The organism is Eudoraea sp. (assembly GCF_039969275.1).
Taxonomy (GTDB): Bacteria; Bacteroidota; Bacteroidia; order Flavobacteriales; family Flavobacteriaceae; genus Eudoraea.
Genome location: NZ_JBDVOC010000007.1, coordinates 225,363 through 244,380, shown reverse-complemented (window position 1 = coordinate 244,380; position 19,018 = coordinate 225,363). Strand labels below are relative to the sequence as shown.

At 38.3% G+C, this 19,018-nt stretch carries 10 protein-coding genes; all 10 read left to right on the top strand.

The features are described from left to right. Positions 1–41 precede the first annotated feature (41 nt). The 10 genes from ruvB to sprA all read left to right on the top strand — a co-directional run bounded on the left by ruvB (position 42) and on the right by sprA (position 18,942). Positions 42–1,064: a Holliday junction branch migration DNA helicase RuvB gene (gene ruvB, locus ABJH90_RS05675; RefSeq protein ID WP_348137401.1), complete on the top strand. Its 1,023-nt coding sequence runs from the start codon at positions 42–44 to the stop codon at positions 1,062–1,064. 81 nt (positions 1,065–1,145) lie between these two features. Continuing rightward, a complete protein-coding gene (locus tag ABJH90_RS05670; RefSeq protein ID WP_348137399.1) occupies positions 1,146–1,367 on the top strand; it encodes a hypothetical protein in 222 nt (73 codons plus the stop codon). Beyond that, positions 1,364–2,689, top strand: a complete 1,326-nt coding sequence (locus ABJH90_RS05665) for a cytochrome P450 (protein ID WP_348137397.1) — start codon at positions 1,364–1,366, stop codon at positions 2,687–2,689. Before ABJH90_RS05670 ends, ABJH90_RS05665 begins: the two co-directional genes overlap by 4 nt. Before the next feature lie 133 nt (positions 2,690–2,822). Beyond that, entirely contained in the window at positions 2,823–4,802 is a 1,980-nt protein-coding gene (locus ABJH90_RS05660) for a helix-turn-helix domain-containing protein (protein ID WP_348137395.1), read from the top strand. A 583-nt stretch (positions 4,803–5,385) separates the two neighbouring features. Further along, positions 5,386–6,057, top strand: a complete 672-nt coding sequence (locus ABJH90_RS05655) for a hypothetical protein (RefSeq protein ID WP_348137393.1) — start codon at positions 5,386–5,388, stop codon at positions 6,055–6,057. 46 nt (positions 6,058–6,103) lie between these two features. After that, a complete protein-coding gene (gene queG / locus ABJH90_RS05650) occupies positions 6,104–7,039 on the top strand; it encodes a tRNA epoxyqueuosine(34) reductase QueG (RefSeq protein WP_348137391.1) in 936 nt (311 codons plus the stop codon). Positions 7,040–7,228: 189 nt separating this feature from the next. Further along, positions 7,229–8,677 carry an MFS transporter gene (locus ABJH90_RS05645; RefSeq protein WP_348137965.1) on the top strand — a complete coding sequence of 483 codons (1,449 nt, stop codon included), beginning with the start codon at positions 7,229–7,231 and terminating at the stop codon, positions 8,675–8,677. A gap of 150 nt (positions 8,678–8,827) precedes the next feature. Further along, a complete protein-coding gene (locus ABJH90_RS05640) occupies positions 8,828–11,137 on the top strand; it encodes an NADP-dependent malic enzyme (RefSeq protein ID WP_348137389.1) in 2,310 nt (769 codons plus the stop codon). Positions 11,138–11,166: 29 nt separating this feature from the next. Then, on the top strand, positions 11,167–11,748 hold the full coding sequence (ruvA, locus tag ABJH90_RS05635) for a Holliday junction branch migration protein RuvA (protein WP_348137387.1): 582 nt from the start codon (positions 11,167–11,169) through the stop codon (positions 11,746–11,748). A gap of 6 nt (positions 11,749–11,754) precedes the next feature. Then, positions 11,755–18,942: a cell surface protein SprA gene (gene sprA / locus ABJH90_RS05630; protein WP_348137385.1), complete on the top strand. Its 7,188-nt coding sequence runs from the start codon at positions 11,755–11,757 to the stop codon at positions 18,940–18,942. The last annotated feature ends 76 nt before the right edge of the window (positions 18,943–19,018 follow it).

Below are 19,018 nucleotides of genomic sequence, written 5' to 3'. Positions count from 1 at the left end.
TGTGATATTTACCCCTTTTGTTTTTTAGTATCTTTGATAATATGAACGATAATCTTGATCCTACCGGCTCCACATTTTCACAAGAGGAATTGGATATTGAACGGGCATTAAGGCCCATTACTTTTGATGATTTTACAGGTCAGGAACAGGTTTTAGAGAACCTTAAGGTTTTTGTACAGGCAGCCAACCAGCGAAATGAAGCCCTGGATCATACTTTATTTCATGGCCCTCCCGGGTTAGGAAAAACTACCCTGGCACATATCCTTGCCAATGAATTGGGAGTTGGAATCAAAATTACTTCAGGACCAGTTTTGGATAAACCCGGGGATCTTGCAGGACTACTAACCAATCTGGATGAACGCGATGTTTTGTTTATTGATGAAATTCACAGACTAAGTCCAATAGTTGAAGAATATTTGTATTCTGCAATGGAGGATTATAAAATTGATATCATGATTGAGACCGGCCCAAATGCCAGGTCGGTCCAAATAAATTTGCATCCATTTACACTAATAGGTGCTACCACGCGCTCAGGTTTATTAACCGCGCCTATGCGTGCCAGATTTGGAATAACAAGCAGACTTGAGTATTACAGAACTGAATTACTATCTACTATTGTATTGCGGAGTGCAGATATTCTAAAAGTTCCTATTATGGATGATGCGGCAATCGAAATTGCGGGAAGAAGCAGGGGAACACCAAGAATAAGTAACGCCCTGCTAAGGAGGGTAAGGGATTTTGCTCAGATAAAAGGAGATGGAAATATTGATATGGACATATCCAGGTATGGATTAAAAGCCCTGAATGTAGATACCCACGGATTGGATGAAATGGATAACAAAATCCTGACTACGATTATCGATAAATTTAAAGGTGGCCCGGTGGGCATTACTACCTTGGCTACTGCAGTTTCAGAAAGTGCAGAAACAATAGAAGAGGTCTACGAACCTTTCTTAATCCAGCAGGGATTTATTATGCGTACTCCAAGGGGGAGAGAAGTAACAGAACTGGCCTATACCCATTTGGGTCGAATAAAAGGAGGTGCACAACCAGGTTTATTTTAGCGCGACTTTTAAATGTAGAAGGCGTTTTACTGGCATTTTTGGTCTGTAGAAATTTATAAGTTGAATACAAAATCCTGAAACATGTCACTATTTGGAAAAAAAGAAGTACCCCCAGAGCAAATTAATGTTAAAGGAAGGAAACTGAAATGTACAATATGTGCACATGATAGATTTTATTATCGAAAAGCGCAATTGAATACCAAAATGGCCTCTTTATTAGATATCGATTGGGCAAATAAAAATGCCCATTGCTATGTATGTGAGAATTGCACCCATATTGAATGGTTTTTGGAACAAAAATGAAAGACCTCCCGACCATCTCTCAATTCCAGGTTTTTAAAAACAGAAAGACAATTCTTAAAAACCCCTTGCCTTTCCATCGGGCGAATTTTGAGAAATATGGCGATATCTTCAGGGTTAGAGTAGGTTTTCGGAAAGCTGTAGTTTTTACTCGTAATGCCACCATAATTAAACATATACTTCAAAAGCAACACAGGAAGTATCAGAAATCTGAACTTCAAACGGTCGATCTGGCAAAATATATTGGGCACGGAATTCTTACTTCTAATGGAGAACACTGGCGTGTACACCGCCGCATGGTACAACCTGCATTTCACAAAAAAAAGCTTCAGGGTTTATTGGGCATCATGAAGCAGGCCATTGATTCTGAATTAAAAAGAATTGAACCTGGTACTACTCAGGATGTTTTCCCTCTAATGGGCGATTTGGCATTCCAGGTGGTTGCACAAGCTCTTTTTAGCCGCTCAGACATTCAAAGAAACATGAAACAACTTCAGGATTTTACGGAGCGTAACCAGAAGATGTTAATTAAAGAAATGAGGCAACCTTACCTTAAATGGTGGTTTAAAATAAGCGGAGAAATTAAAAAACATCTTGATCTTTCTGAACAGGGAAGGGATATCCTAAATCAGATTATTGAAGAGCGCCTGGCTTCCAGGGAAAACAAGGATGATCTATTGGATATGCTATTAAATGCAACCTACGAAGACGGTACGCATATGCCCAGGCGGCAATTAATAGATGAAGTCCTCATTCTATTTACCGCGGGTCATGAGACCACTGCCAACGCACTTGGTTTTACTCTTTTTCTCCTGGCAAAACACCCGGATATCCAAAATAAAGTTTTACGGGAGGTTGAAAATATAAACATGGAAGTTGATGACCTGATGCAGTGCCTGTCTCAATTAGCTTATACAAAACAGTGTATTGAGGAAGCTTTAAGACTCTATCCTCCTGCATATGTTATTGATAGGACTGCCATCGCTGATGATGTTGTTAAGGGACGAAAATTTCCCAAAAACACTTTGGTTTTAATGTCTATATATGAATTACACAGGTCATCGGCTTTTTGGGATTCTCCCGAAGAATTTAACCCGGACCGATTCGATATTGCTTTAAAAAAGGACTATTCTAATTATTATTACCCATTTGGAGCGGGGCCAAGAATGTGCGTGGGGAATAATTTTGCGATGTACGAAATGATTCTCACCGTAGCGCAAATCGTTAAGAAATTTCAAATTAGCACGGACCTTAGAACAGTTGAAGTCAATCCCCTCATCTCATTGAAACCTGTAACAGTCCCTCTCTTATTTGAACAACGATAATTTACCTCATCTTGCTGATTTAAGAATACCTTACAAAATTACATTTACTTCTTAAAATTCGCTATCTTATAGGAGTTGTCGAACCAAAAGCTAAATAAAAAAACTAAGTGCTCCCTCCTTAAAGAAATTCCAGATGGCTAGTGAACTTTCAATAGATCAGGCGTTTATTAAAAAACTCACCGACTTATTGGAAGTAAATCTTGAGAATGAACATTTCGGAGTGCAACAATTAGCTGAAAAAGTTGGTCTAAGCCGCTCACAACTGCACCGAAAACTTAAAGCGATTACAGGCAAATCTGCAAGTAGATTTATTCGTCAGTACAGACTTAGGAAGGCCAAGGAAATGTTGACTGATAATGTAGCAACCGTATCAGAGATAGCTTATCGAGTAGGTTTTAGTAGCCCTACTTACTTCAATACATGTTTCCGCATCTATTACGGTTATCCACCAGGAAAAGTAAAGTATAGGAACAAGGACGCGGATCCGGAAACTTCAATCAATGAAATATTGGTGGAGGGTATTAAACCTCCTGTTATTAAAGATTTTGACAAAGTTGTGGGCAAGCCCTTCAAGAAAAGATTTGTCTTAGTTCCTTTGTTGGTGGCTATACTACTCTTTTTACTCACATATATCATTTATTTGCGCATTGATATAGCAAATACGACAAGGGATTCTACAAGCTCAAATATAGATAAATCAATTGCAGTTCTTCCATTTAAAAATTATAGTGGTGATCCTGATATGGATCCATTTTGTGAAGGCATGACCGATGAGGTTATCTCAAGACTTACTAAAATCAAATCCTTCACTAAAGTTAGCTCCAGAACATCCATATTGCTATATAAGGATACCAACAAAAATATTCCGGAAATTGCCAGCGAATTGGGTGTTACCCATATTTTGGAAGGTAGTTTCCAAAAATCCGGTAATAATATAAAAGTGAGTCTTCAATTAATTGATGGCCCGGCGGATAATCATTTTTGGGCCGATGAATATACAGGAGATTGGAATAGCAATGATATTTTTAAAATCCAGGCGGAAGTAGCGGAAAATGTTGCAAGAAATATGGACGTTCAGATTTCGGATAGTGAATTTGAGGCTATACAAAAAATTCCAACGAACAATGAAGAAGCCTATAGAAGTTATCTTTTAGCAAAATCTCAAAAGCACAAAGAGAACAAAAGTTCATTGGCAAGTGCCATTCCATTGTTTGAAAAAGCAATATTATTGGATAGTGATTATATTGAGTCCTATATTGGATTAGCAGATGTATGGATGACAGGTGGATTGGTCTGGGGGTTATATCCCGAACAGGAAGCTTGGGCCAATGGTAAAAATGCGCTGGAAAGGGCTCAGAAAATAGACAGTAATTATAGTGGGTTAGAGGATATGTTGTATACGGGCTATTTTTATTATGATTGGGATTTTGAACGAGTTGAACCCTATTATCAACGTCGTCTATCAAATTTTATTTTTGATAGAACGCCTGCAATTGTAGCTGATTATGCAATAAAGACCGGAAGATCTAAAGATGCGATTATGGCAATGGAAAAATGCATTGCTATTGACCCATCGATTGGGATATTTTATACATTTAAAGCTGAGGCTTTAATGCTATTAGGAAATAGAAAGGAGGCTATTGACCTAATGAACGCTACCAATATGCTTTTTAACGATAATTGGTGGTATCTGCGTGAATCAGCTAAATTACTGTACTATTTAGGAGAATATGGCAAATCAAAAGACCAACTTGAAATATTGAAGAACAATTATCCCGATTATCCGCCTATTCTTATGTGGTTAGATGGAGTTTATTCTTATATGGATGGAAATAAAGATAAAGCATCAAAGCATTTGCAAGAACTGGAAAATGAATATGCAAAAGGATCTTCTGGCAGCCCGGCATGGTTCATTGCACTATACTACTGCACGCTCCAGGACTATGAAAAGACATTTATGTGGCTTCAAAGATCCTATGACCGGCATGAAGTGGAACTTACCTGGTTCCGGGAGGAATCCTTATTAATCCCACTTCATAATGATCCACGATATAAAGATCTATATGATAAAATTGGATTTTCCAATTTAAAGTATTCCTCCGCCGAAAAATAGGTTTTCTCAAACCTGACATCAAATATTTTATAATCCCAATTTAAAGCAAGTAATATGCCTCCCTGCAACATAAGTTATAGGATTACATTTATGTTGTATGAATACCCAAGAAATATTAAAGTAATTACAACATACTGATTATGCGATCAACCCAGAATTAGATCACCTTTAATAGTGAATTAATCCTCTTCTATTTAAGGTATAAAAACAAAAACGGTCGCCTTGCTTGTAATTGGTATTATATTCATTATAACAGCATATTTAAACCATGATTCACGGGTTGTTTATGTAACAGCAAAAGTTGACTTAATCAATAATTGACCTTGAGATTATCTTAAGTATGATGCCTGGGTCTGGTAGCAATTTATTTCTGAGCAATATTGGTATTGGGATCGAAACACAATGTATTCCTATAGTAAAATTGAATTTAGTCCGTAAATGCATTAAAACATTCCAGGTTTATTTGAACTTGTTTAACTACGGCTGTGAGCCTATGATCCTTAATAAAGAAGGAACATATACCTGAGACTATTAATGTTTCATGACCTCCCCCTGATTTTTCAACAATCTTAATATCATTATTATGAAAACAATTATTAAATTTTTATTTACGCTTGTACTTTTATTCACATTTTCCTGTAGTCAGGAATCGACGCAAGATCCACTTCCTGCAGATTTGGATGCTGTTTCCGCAAAGGCATCTAGTAAACAAACAGCACCAATCGGAGGTCTTGCTGATATTACAGGTACTGCAACTTTGCATAGAAATAAAAATGGCATAACCGTAAATTTTAAAGCTGAAGGCTTGTATCCCGGGGCTTATACAATATGGTGGGTAATCTGGAACAATCCTCTGGAATGTACAGAAGGAAATTTGTGTGGCGAAGCGGATTTTGGAACTCCAAACGTGGATGTCGAAGTAATGTATGCTGGCGGACATGTTGTTGGTAATAATGGGAAGGGCAATTTTTCAGCACATTTGAATGCAGGAGATGACACTCCCGAATCAATGAATGAGGCTTTTGGACTTCCAATCATCGGAGGTTTGCGAGTTGGGAATACCTTTGATGCAGAAGTTCATGTAGTTTTAAGAACTCATGGTCCCGCCGTACCAGGTTTGATCAATGACCAAATCAGTTCGTATAGAGGCGGTTGTGATAATCCATTCCAGTATGCTCCCTTCACAGTATATCCTAATACAATTGGAGAGTGTGGGGATATAGCAGCTGCTGTTTTTCCACCAGCACCACAATAACACCAGAAAGACCATTAAAATTATTTATTCTAATGGTATTTTAAAGATGTCTTATCTTGGGGCCATGAAAAACCCGGGTAACAGTCAATTAATAAAAACCGAAGCTAAACGCCTCGGTTTTTTGTCTTGTGGGTTTTCCAAAGCAGATTTCTTGGAGGAAGAGGCGCCGAGATTAGAAAATTGGCTAAAAAATAAAATGCATGGCGAGATGCAGTATATGGAGAACCATTTCGACAAACGTCTGGATCCTCGCCTGTTGGTTGATGGTGCCAAATCGGTAATATCACTCTTGTTAAATTATTATCCGCAGGAAACTCAAAACAAAAACACCTATAAAATATCCAAATACGCATACGGCCAGGATTACCACCATGTCATCAAATCCAAATTAAGACAACTTCAGGAATTTATTTCAGAAGAAATAGGAGAAGTGAACGGTCGTGCCTTTGTAGATTCGGCCCCGGTACTGGACAAGGCATGGGCAGCCAAAAGCGGTCTGGGCTGGATGGGGAAACATTCTAATCTTCTCACCCAACAAATAGGTTCTTTTTACTTTATTGCCGAGTTAATAGTGGATCTTGAACTGGAATATGATTCCCCGGTCACTGATCATTGCGGCAGCTGTACTGCCTGCATAGATGCCTGCCCAACAGAAGCCATTGTTGAGCCTTATGTAGTAGACGGCGGCAAATGTATTTCCTATTTCACTATTGAACTTAAGAATGAGATCCCTAATTCGGTAAAAGATAAGTTTGACGATTGGATCTTTGGTTGTGACATCTGCCAGGATGTATGTCCGTGGAACAGGTTTTCCAAAGCGCACCGGGAACCCCTTTTTAATCCGCACCCGGAATTGTTCTCTATGACCAAAAAAGACTGGGAAGAAATCACTGAAGACGTTTTTAAAAAAGTATTTCAAAAATCAGCGGTAAAGCGTACCAAATTTTCAGGTTTGCAGCGAAACATTGAATTTCTAAAATAAAGTACCAGAGAACTACATCGTTTTCGTTGTTAAATTGCCTGTTTTTTATTTAAGATTTTATTAAGACCTCTTATAAAATGCTATATTGAAGACTTATTTGGTAAAACAAACATTATTGTCAGTTATTTAAAGATGTGCAAATACCTATGCAACAGAGTTTAAAACTAATTTTACTACTTCAAGTTTATGATTAAAATTAGAAAACCTGAATTAAGTTTTTGGCAAATCTGGAATATGAATGTCGGGTTTTTTGGTATTCAATTCAGTTTTGGACTTCAGCAAACCGCCATAAATCCAATATTTTCATTCCTTGGAGCGCATCACGAAGAACTTCCTTTGTTAAATCTTGCCGGACCGGTAACAGGTCTGTTGATTCAGCCATTGATTGGTGCAATTTCAGATAAGACATGGTCCCCGCGTTGGGGAAGAAGAAAACCTTTTTTTCTAATTGGAGCTATAGCGGCAAGTTTATGCCTGTTTGCATTTCCTTTTAGTCCTAGTCTATGGTTTGCAGTTGGTTTATTATGGATTTTGGATGCGGCCAATAATACTGCGATGGAACCGTATAGAGCCTTTATTGGAGATAAGCTTCCTGACAATCAACTCACTTATGGTTTTCAAATGCAAAGCCTATTTGTTGGAGCAGGAATTACTCTGGCAAATTTTTCATTATTTCTGTTCCAGGATTGGTTTAGCGTTCCAATTGAAAGTGGTAGTCTATGTGGCACCGATGCAGAAATGGTAACAGCAATACCTAAATGGGTATATTATTCCTTCTTCTTAGGTGCAATTGCTTCTGTAACCACAATATTATGGTCTGTCTGGAAAACACCGGAAATACCTCCGAGCGATGAAGAACTGGCAATTATTCAGGAGCGAAAGAGTCAAAAGTCTGGTGTCAAAAAATTATTTGAGCCCATAATAGAAATATTACATGCGGTTGGCGATATGCCAAAACTCATGTGGAACCTGTCTGCCGTATATTTATTTCAATGGTATGCCTTATTTGTATATTGGCAATTCATTACACCTATGCTTCGAACAAGTCTTTTCGGTATCAGTAATGATGATACGGAAAAATTTGATACCATAATGGAAGCTTGTAAAACCGGAGCGGAAATAAGTCCAGGCGACGTGTCTTTTGCTGAAAATATTCAATTGTTATCAGAACAAGCATTGGCGCAAACAGGTCTGATGAACGGAACCTACAATATGGTGACCATGCTCGTGGCTTTAATTCTGGTTCCAATTGCGAGAAAATACACCTCAAAACTGGTGTATGTGTTTAGCTTGATATTAACTGGTATAGCAATGTTGAGTATGCCTTTTATTAAGGATCAATATGTATTGCTTGTGCCAATGATTTTATTTGGAATAGGTTGGGCCGCAATGATGGGAATTCCTTATGCAATGGTTTCAAAAGTTATCCCTGAAGAAAGAAGAGGTGTTTATATGGGAATTGTAAATATGATGATAGTGATCCCAATGTTAATTCAAACTATTTCTTTTGGATTCATCATTAAGTATGGACTGAATAATAATGCAATTAATGCCATTATTTTTGCAGGAGTATTTTTTATCATCGCCGGGGTTTTAGCTACAAGATTGAAAGTAGCATCAGAGAAGGGAAAAGTATAATGATTAAAATATCCCCTTAAACAAAGATTTAGGTGTTCCCATTCCATGGATATTTCTTATACGGAATAGTAATATTTTGATATATATTAACTGCGTTTAGCTGTATTTGCTAACGAGGTTTCCCTTAAATTTGTGAGACAAATCCATTTTATGGCTGAAGAGAAAAAAAGAAGAGAGGCATTGATCTATCATGCCAAACCTACACCGGGCAAAATTAAAGTTGTTCCTACGAAACCTTACGCCACCCAACGCGATTTGGCTCTTGCCTATTCTCCCGGTGTGGCCGAGCCTTGTCTGGAAATTAAAAAGGACAAGGAAAAAGTTTATAAATATACAGCAAAAGGAAATATTGTAGCTATTATTTCCAATGGTACAGCTGTCCTGGGACTCGGAGATATTGGCCCGGAGGCTTCCAAACCAGTAATGGAGGGGAAGAGTTTACTATTTAAAATTTTTGCCGACATAGATGGTATTGATATAGAACTTGACACAAAAGACGTAGATAAGTTTGTAGAAACCGTAAAGATTATTGCACCCACTTTTGGGGGAATAAATCTGGAGGATATTAAAGCTCCTGAAGCTTTTGAAATTGAAAGAAGATTAAAAGAAGAGCTTGATATACCGGTGATGCATGACGATCAGCATGGAACAGCAATAATTTCGGCTGCAGCATTGTTAAACGCGCTGGAAATAACTAATAAAAAAATAGAAAAGGTAAAGATCGTTGTTAGTGGAGCTGGTGCCGCTGCGGTTTCATGTACCAGACTATATAAAGCCTTTGGAGCGGTAGCAGAGAATATTGTTATGTTAGATAGCAAAGGTGTAATTCGCCAGGATGCAGAAAATCTCTCCCGGGAAAAACGGGAGTTTGCCACAAAGAGAAAGATAAATACCTTGGCCGAAGCTACTAAGGATGCCGATGTTTTTATAGGACTCTCTATTGCTGATATTCTGACTCCGGCAATGCTTAATTCGATGGCAAAAGATCCAATAGTCTTTGCTATGGCCAATCCGGACCCTGAGATAAAGTATAAACTGGCATGTAGTACAAGAAATGATGTTATTATGGCTACCGGAAGATCTGATCATCCCAATCAGGTGAATAACGTTCTAGGTTTTCCATTTATATTTCGAGGGGCACTAGATGTTAGAGCAACTAAAATTAACGAAGCCATGAAAATGGCTGCCGTCACAGCTTTATCTGATTTGGCCAAACAACCGGTTCCTGAACAAGTTAATATTGCTTATGGGGAAACCAGATTAACTTTTGGCAAGGATTATATAATCCCAAAACCCTTTGATCCCAGACTTATAGCGGAAATTCCACCAGCGGTAGCCAAAGCAGCCATGCAAAGTGGTGTTGCCAAAGAACCTATTGAAGACTGGAACAGGTATAGGGAAGAACTCCTTAAAAGATCCGGAGATGATAATAAGGTGATGCGACTTTTGATGAATAGAGCCAAGAGTAATCCAAAAAGAATTGTTTTTGCCGAAGCGAATCATCTGGATGTGTTGAAAACTGCCCAAATTGCCTATGAAGAAGGGATAGCGACCCCTATCTTATTGGGAAATAAAGAAGTCATCACGGAATTAAAAAAGGAGTTAGAGTTTGATGCCAATGTTTTGATAATTGATCCAAAAGATGAAGATTCAAAACCGAAAAGAAAAAGTTATGCTGCTAAATTTTTTGAGGCTAGAAAAAGAAGTGGTGTTACTTTATATGGGGCAACTACTAAAATGCGGGAACGTAATTATTATGGGGCAATGATGGTCATGGAAGGCGATGCAGATGGTATGATTTCCGGTCATTCCAGGGCATATTCCAATGTAGTGAAACCAATTTTTGAAGTCATAGGAAAAGCAAATAATGTTTCAAGGGCTGCAACGGCCCATATTATGATTACCCAAAGAGGTCCATTAATCCTTTCAGATACATCTATAAATATTGATCCTAATGCTGAAGAATTGGCGGAGATAACGCAGATGACAGCTAATCTGGGTACCGCCTTTGGTTTTGATCCTGTTTTGGCCCTGTTGTCTTATTCTAATTTTGGTTCTTCCAACCATCCTCACGCCGTTAAAGTAAGAGAAGCTGTTAAGATATTACATTCAAAAAACCCGCAATTAATAGTTGATGGAGAAATACAAACCGACTTTGCACTTAACAAAAAACTTCGAAAAAGCCAGTTTCCCTTTTCCTCTCTGGCGAATAAAAAAGTGAATACATTAATTTTCCCTAATCTTGAATCTGCAAATATCACTTATAAATTACTTAAAGAGCTTCATGCTGCAGAATCAATTGGGCCAATTATGCTGGGCCTTAGAAAGGCGGTTCACGTTTTGCAATTGGGAGCCAGTGTAGAAGAGATGGTAAATATGACTGCCGTAGCAGTTATTGATGCCCAGGAGCGTGAGAAAAGGCGGAAAGTAAAAATGGGATTGAGCAACGAGACGGATTAATAAACCATTTCAACACAAACAAAATATAAATGATTACCCATTTAAAAGGTAGGCTTGTAGAAAAGAATCCCACTTACGTGGTAATAGAATGTGCAGGCGTCGGCTATTTCGTAAACATTTCTCTTCATACTTTTTCAAAAATTTCAGATTCTGAAAGCATTCAGCTTTACACGCATTTACAGATAAAGGAAGACTCACATACCCTATACGGATTTGCGGAAAACTCTGAAAGAGAAATATTCAGGTTATTGTTGTCCGTTTCGGGAATAGGATCAAATATTGCGAGAACCATGCTTTCTTCACTTACACCCGTACAGATTAAAAATGCAATTGCCTGTGGGGATGTTCCTACAATACAGGCGGTTAAGGGCATAGGCGCCAAAACTGCTCAACGTGTAATTTTGGACCTAAAAGACAAGGTTTTAAAAATCTATGATATTGACGAAGTTTCACCAAATTCAAACAATACAAATAAAGAAGAAGCGTTATCTGCTTTAGAGGTTCTCGGGTTTGCCCGAAGGCAGTCAGAAAAGGCTGTTGACAAGGTTTTATCCCAGGACCCCACTCTAAGCGTAGAGGACATTATAAAACACGCGCTTAAAAATTTGTAAATAAGTTTGAAAACAGGGGCAAAATCAATTCTTAAATCATATTCATTTAAGCTCTTTTTACTTTCCTTCATTTTCCTGGGAGTTATAAATACAATTCAGGCTCAGGAAACTAATGAACAGGAGACAGATTCTGTACAGATTGATTCTGTTCAGACGGGATTTGCTTTGGGCAGAATTTTACTTGAAAATCCTAATAGCATTGTTTCCAAATACACCTATGATCCCAAGCTCGACAGGTATATCTATTCTGAAATGGTGGGAGATTTTGATATTAGCTATCCTATTATACTTACACCTGAACAGTATTTAGATCTTGTACAACAAGAAAACATGAAGTCCTATTTTAAAGAAAAAATAGATGCCTTCTCAGGAAAAAAAGCAGGCTCTGAAGAAGCGCGAAAAAACCTGCTTCCTAATTTCTATGTAAATAGCGGATTTTTTGAAACCATATTTGGAGGAAATACTATTGAAGTAATACCCCAGGGGTCTGTTGCAATGGACCTGGGCGTTATATGGCAAAAAAATGATAATCCGGCACTTTCTCCAAGAAACCGGACAAATCTCTCATTTGATTTTGATCAGCGTATTAGTTTAAGCTTGTTAGGAAAAATTGGTGAGCGTTTGCAGGTAACGGCTAATTATGACACCGAAGCTACTTTCGATTTTCAGAATTTAATAAAATTAGATTATACACCCACAGAAGATGATATCATAAGAAAAATTGAGGTTGGTAATGTAAGCTTCCCTCTTAACAGCTCCTTGATTAGGGGGGCACAAAGTCTTTTTGGTGTAAAAACTCAATTGCAGTTTGGCAGGACTACTATAACTGCAGTTTTCTCTGAACAGCAATCTCAAAATAGTTCAGTAGTAGCTCAGGGAGGCGGTACCTTGAATGATTTTGAATTATCTGCCTTGGATTACGATGAGGACAAACACTTTTTTTTAGCCCAATATTTTAGGGATCAGTACGATGGGGCTTTAACCAATTATCCTTTTATCAAAAGTCAGGTTCAAATTACACGTCTTGAGGTGTGGGTCACAAACAGAGGTCAGCAAACACTAAATGTAAGAAACATAGTTGCCCTGCAGGATTTGGGTGAGGCCCTTAAGGAAGATACCAGAATTGGACTGGCAAATGGTGAACCGGCAGGTTTTTTTAATACCTCAGCTTCCAATCAGGAATTACCCAGAAATAATGCGAATGACTACGATCCTCTATTAATTGATAATGGAGGGGTGCTAAATTCGAATATAAGGGATATTGCTACAGTTGATGATGGTTTTGACATAAATACCGGATATCAGGTTAATCAGGGATTTGACTATGCTATTTTGGAAAACGCCAGAAAACTTGAAACGGGAAGAGATTTCCAGTTTGATTCTCAATTGGGATATATTTCTTTGAACCAGCGTTTAAGCAATGATGAAGTTCTGGCTGTGGCCTTTCAATATACCTACGATGGTCAAATATTTCAGGTTGGTGAATTTGCCAATGGCGGAATAGATGCCACTACGGTTACTCCAGGTGTAGAAGTTCCGCAAATTAGCAATAATACGCTTGTCCTGAAACTACTAAAAAGCAATATTACCAATGTGAGCGACCCTATCTGGGATCTAATGATGAAAAACATATATGCTACTGGCGCTTTTCAATTAAGTCAGGAAGATTTTAAGTTAAATATCTTATACTCAGATCCAACCCCCAGAAATTATATTTTACCCGTGGTTGAAGGTCCGGGATCCGGATGGCCCGATGAAAATTCTCCTGAAGGGGCTTTGCAGGATAGAATTCTTCTGGATGTTTTTAATCTGGATCGCCTAAATACTTTTAATGATGTTCAGAGAGGCGGAGATGGTTTCTTCGATTTTGTTCCCGGTATTACAGTAAATACTCAAAATGGCCTGATACTTTTCACAAAAGTTGAACCTTTTGGTGAGTTTTTATTTGATGTACTAGGTGGAGGTACTTATGATATAGACAATGATCAGGGATATAATGAAAACCAACAAAAATATGTTTTCAGAAATATGTACGCCCTTACTAAAGCAGCATCTTTGCAAGATGCTGAGAAAAACAGATTTAAGCTAAAGGGGCGATATAAATCTGAAGGATCAAGCGGTATCCCTATAGGTGCCTTTAATGTGCCCAGAGGATCTGTACGCGTAACGGCAGGTGGCCGCCAATTGGTGGAAGGAATAGATTATACGGTAAATTATCAGGCAGGAACAGTTCAGATATTAGACCCTAGTTTACAAGCTTCAAATACACCTATAGATATCTCTGTAGAAAACAATGCAATTTTTGGCCAGCAAACAAGAAGATTTACTGGTTTTAATATTGAACATAAATTCAATGAGAGATTTATTTTAGGAGGAAATTTTCAAAACCTCAATGAAAGGCCTCTTACTCAAAAATCGAATTACGGTGTTGAGCCGGTAAATAACAGCATCTTTGGTCTCAATGCAAATTATTCAACAGAGGTTCCTTTTTTAACCAGGTTGGTTAACAAATTACCTAATATAGATACAGATGTTGCCTCCAATGTATCGGTTCGGGCTGAAGCTGCATACCTCAACCCTAACTCTCCTAAAAATGCCGACTTTCAGGGAGAAACCACGACTTATTTAGATGATTTTGAAGGGGCGCAGGCATTAATAGATATCCGTTCTTCATTAGGCTGGTCATTGGCAAGTACACCAGAGGAGTTTAGAATTGATGGTGAGCAGGATTTAGAAACAGGTTTTGAAAGAGCAAAAATGGCCTGGTATACTATAGACCCCATTTTTTATACGAACCAACGCCCCTCCGGTATTAATGATGATGATATATCCACAAATGAGACGCGTAGAGTTTTTATTGATGAAGTATTTCCGCAGGTAGATATCGCCCAGGGGCAAACTACAGTTCAGAATACTTTCGATATGGCCTATTATCCAAGTCAAAAAGGACCTTATAATGCAAGTACCACTTTTAATGGCCTCCAACCAAATCAAAAATGGGCCGGAATGATGCGTTCTTTGAGTAGTACAAATTTTGAGCAATCGAATGTTGAGTTTGTTCAATTCTGGGTTATGGATCCGTATGTGGATGGCATAGCCACCGGTCCTGGTGAATTAGTTATTAATTTAGGTAATATCTCTGAGGACGTTCTGGATGATGGAAGAAAACAATATGAAAACGGTTTGCCGGGTCTGAACAGCAATGATCTCACCACACCCACCGATTGGGGTGTAGTACCGGCTACCCAATCTCTGGTTTATGCTTTTGATGCCAGCGAAACTAATCGTTCTCTGCAGGATATTGGTTTTGATGGCCTTGATGATAGTCTGGAAGCTGCACAAGGTTACAATGGACCCGCGGAGGATCCTGCTCTCGATAATTTTCAATACTATTTGAACAGAGAAGGAGGCATTTTAGAACGTTACCTTGACTTTAATAATACGGAGGGAAATTCACCAGTTACAGTTACAAATACAGATCGGGGGTCTACAACTCTGCCCGACGTGGAAGACGTTAACCGCGACCTTACTATGAATACTATTAATAGCTATTTTGAGTATCGCATTCCCATTAAACCTAATACCACGATCAACGATGAATATGTAACCGATATAAGTGAAGGAACTACGCCCGATTTGCCCAATGGAACTCAATTAAACCGCAGATGGATTCAGTATAAAATTCCATTAAGCAATTTTACAGATGCCGTAGGTGGCGTATCAGATTTTAGATCTATCAGTTTTATGCGCATGTACCTTACCGGCTTTACAGATGAGGTAGTTTTGCGATTTGCGACACTGGATCTAGTACGTATCGATTGGAGAAATTATTTAAAAACCCTGTCATCAGATAACGATGACCCGGAAGATGATGCGACTATAGTTGATGTGAATACGGTAAACATAGAAGAGAATAATTCCAGAACACCAATTCCTTATGTTTTACCTCCAGGCGTATTAAGAGAACAATTAAATAATAATAACACTATCATTCGTCAGAATGAACAGTCCTTGTCATTCAAAGTAGAGAATCTAGAGCCCCGGGACTCCAGGGGTGTCTTTAAAAATGTAAATATTGATATCCGACAATACAAAAGGTTAAAAATGTTTTTACATGCTGAGAAGATTGTGAATTCTGACTATCTGGATGATGATGTACCCCTGGTCGCATTTCTAAGGATAGGGACAGATTTCTCAGAGAATTTTTATCAAATAGAAGTCCCTTTAAAGTTTACACCATTTGGTTCTACAACTCCGGAGGAAATTTGGCCCGAAATAAATGAAATGGATATAGCTCTGAGTGACCTTACGAAAGTTAAATCTCAGGGTATTGCTGATCAATCCCTGAATGACATCAATTTTTATGAAATCATTGATGGCGAAGTTGTTTCAGTTGATGAATTTGCTCCAAGAGTATTGGGGCAGATCCGTATTGGAATCAGGGGAAACCCTTCAATAGGTTCGCTGAGAAGTGCTATGTTGGGGATAAAGAATATTGATAATCTCCCCGCTCGCGGCGAAGTATGGTTTAATGAATTACGTATGGCAGGTTTGGATAACAATGGAGGTTGGGCTGCACTTGCTGCGGTTGATGCGAACTTAGCTGATTTTGCTGATGTAACTGCCACGGGAAGTAAAAGTACTCCTGGATTTGGGTCAGTAGATCAAAGGCCAAATGAACGTTCCAGGGAGGAAGCAGTGGCCTATGATGTTGTAACTAATGTGTCTATTGGACAACTTCTCCCTAAAAAGTGGAATGTTCAAATTCCTTTTAATTTTGGAGTTTCCGAGCAATTAATAACCCCCGAGTTTGATCCGGTATATGACGATTTAAAGCTTGAAGATAGAATAGATGCTGCAAATACTCAGGCCGAAGAAGAAGACATAAGAGAGCAGGCAGAAGACTATACCAAAAGAAGAAGCGTCAACTTTATTGGAGTACGCAAGAATAGGGGCCCTGAAGCAAAACCCCATATTTATGATATTGAAAATTTTACTTTTAATTATTCTTATAACCAGACAGATCATAGAGATTTTGAAGTTGAGAGATTAAAAGATCAGAATGTAAAGACAGGCTTTGTCTACAATTATAATTTTAAGCCCTTATCAGTAGCACCTTTTGAAAAAAAGGATTCCTTATTTACCGGAAGCTACCTAAAATGGTTGAAAGACATGAATTTTAATCTGTTGCCGACCAGTTTGTCAGTTCAGTCAGATTACAATCGTCAGTTCAACCAGCAGCGGTTCAGAGATGTTCTGGAAGCTGGCGTCGAAAAGCTTGCATTACCATTGCTCCAGCAAAGAAACTATCTTTTTAATTGGCAATATGCTCTAAACTATAGTTTGTCCAAATCATTGCGCCTGAATATCACGGCCTCCAACAATAATATTGTACGAAATTATTTTGAAGAGGAAGGCGATCCTAACTCAGATATTAACCAAGACCTGAATGTTTGGAATGGCTTCTTTGATATCGGAGAACCCAACAGGCATGCCCAACAGTTTCAGTTAAATTATGATATTCCGCTAAACAAGATACCTATACTGGACTTTATCAATGCGCAATATACTTACACCAGTAATTTTGATTGGCAGCGAGGTGGCGACGCTCTAAATGAAGTGGTTCAGGATGCCCTTGGAGATCCTAATGCTGTTATTAATACTATTCAAAATGCTAATACACATACAATTACCACTGCGCTAAGCATGCAACGTCTTTATGATCAAATAGGTCTTAAAAGGAGGAGCGGCAAAGGGGAGGTTGGTAATACTCCTGTTCGCCGTGATAAAGCTGGAAACCCGGCTGCCGGGGAGGAAAAACCAAAAAAGAAAAGTAGTGCCGGATTCAATACTTTTGTTGATATAGTAACAATGGTAAAACGTATTAACGTTAACTACAGGGAGAACAACGGTACAGTTTTACCCGGATATACCCAGTCTATCGGATTTATTGGAACTACAAGACCATCATTGGGCTTTGTCTTCGGAAGTCAGAAAGATATACGTTTTGAAGCTGCACGTAATGGATGGCTTACCCCTTATAATGAGTTTAACGAACAATTTATAAAACGAACAAACAAACAGCTGAATATTACAGCTACAGCTCAACCCGTTCGGGATTTGACCATTGATTTATTGGCAGACAGGCAATTTTCAAGTAGTTTACAGGAGAATTTTGAGATCAACGCTGGCGAGTATTTAGCGCAAACACCTAACACTTTTGGAAACTTCAGCATATCTACCATAATGATTGGTACATCGTTTAGTAAAAGTGATGAATTTGAATCAAAGAATTTTGAAACCTTCAAAGACAATAGGCTTGTTGTATCAGAAAGGTTATTCTCAGACAGGTCGAGTCCGGATGAAGGTGTAGATGAGAATGGATACCCTTTAAGATATGGCCCAACAAGTCAGGACGTGATCTTACCCGCTTTCTTTGCCGCCTACACCGGTCAGGATGTAAATAGGGTTAATTTAGATGCTTTTAGAGATATTCCTATCCCTAATTGGAATATTAAGTATACCGGGTTAATGCGGATTAAATCTTTTAAGAAGAAGTTTAAACGCTTTTCATTGAGCCATGGTTACCGATCTGCTTACAGTATTAATACTTTTCAAACCAACCTCGAAAGATCTCAGCTTGTCAATGATAATCTTCCGCCAATTAATCCGGAAACACAAGATTATCTTCCGGAAAATATTATTAATAATGTTGTTCTTACAGATCAGTTTAATCCTTTAATACGAGTAGATTTTGAAATGCAAAGTTCGCTAAGCGTCCTGGCAGAAGTAGGTACAGACAGAGCTTATTCTTTTAGCTTCGACAATAATTTGCTTACAGAGATTATAGGTCAGGATTATACAGTGGGACTGGGATATCGTTTTAAGGATGTAAAATTTGTAACTAACATTGGCGGGCAAAAGCAACGTTTGAAAGGCGATTTGAACCTAAAGGCAGATTTTACGCTAAGAGATAATCTTACCATTATTAGAAATCTCAGCTTAGATAATAATCAGATAACTGCTGGGCAGAATTTATTGTCAACTAAATTTACAGCAGACTACGCCCTGAGTAAAAACCTTAACGCTTTATTCTTTTTTGATTATTCATTCTCCCAGTTCGCTGTTTCTACAGCATTTCCTCAAACAACCATCAATACCGGGTTTACCATTCGATATAATTTTGGTAACTAAAGAGATTTTGTACGTTTATTAGAAGAGGAGGGCAAACAATATTTTTTTGGATATTGTTTTCATTTGATATCCGTTC

Excerpts from the sequence above, each read along its gene's own strand:
- ABJH90_RS05670 (WP_348137399.1), top strand. The coding sequence starts at position 1,146 with ATGTCACTATTTGGAAAAAAAGAAGTACCCCCAGAGCAAATTAATGTT.
- ABJH90_RS05665 (WP_348137397.1), top strand. The coding sequence starts at position 1,364 with ATGAAAGACCTCCCGACCATCTCTCAATTCCAGGTTTTTAAAAACAGA.
- ABJH90_RS05655 (WP_348137393.1), top strand. The coding sequence starts at position 5,386 with ATGAAAACAATTATTAAATTTTTATTTACGCTTGTACTTTTATTCACA.
- ABJH90_RS05660 (WP_348137395.1), top strand. The coding sequence starts at position 2,823 with ATGGCTAGTGAACTTTCAATAGATCAGGCGTTTATTAAAAAACTCACC.
- ruvA (WP_348137387.1), top strand. The coding sequence starts at position 11,167 with ATGATTACCCATTTAAAAGGTAGGCTTGTAGAAAAGAATCCCACTTAC.
- queG (WP_348137391.1), top strand. The coding sequence starts at position 6,104 with ATGTCTTATCTTGGGGCCATGAAAAACCCGGGTAACAGTCAATTAATA.
- ruvB (WP_348137401.1), top strand. The coding sequence starts at position 42 with ATGAACGATAATCTTGATCCTACCGGCTCCACATTTTCACAAGAGGAA.
- ABJH90_RS05640 (WP_348137389.1), top strand. The coding sequence starts at position 8,828 with ATGGCTGAAGAGAAAAAAAGAAGAGAGGCATTGATCTATCATGCCAAA.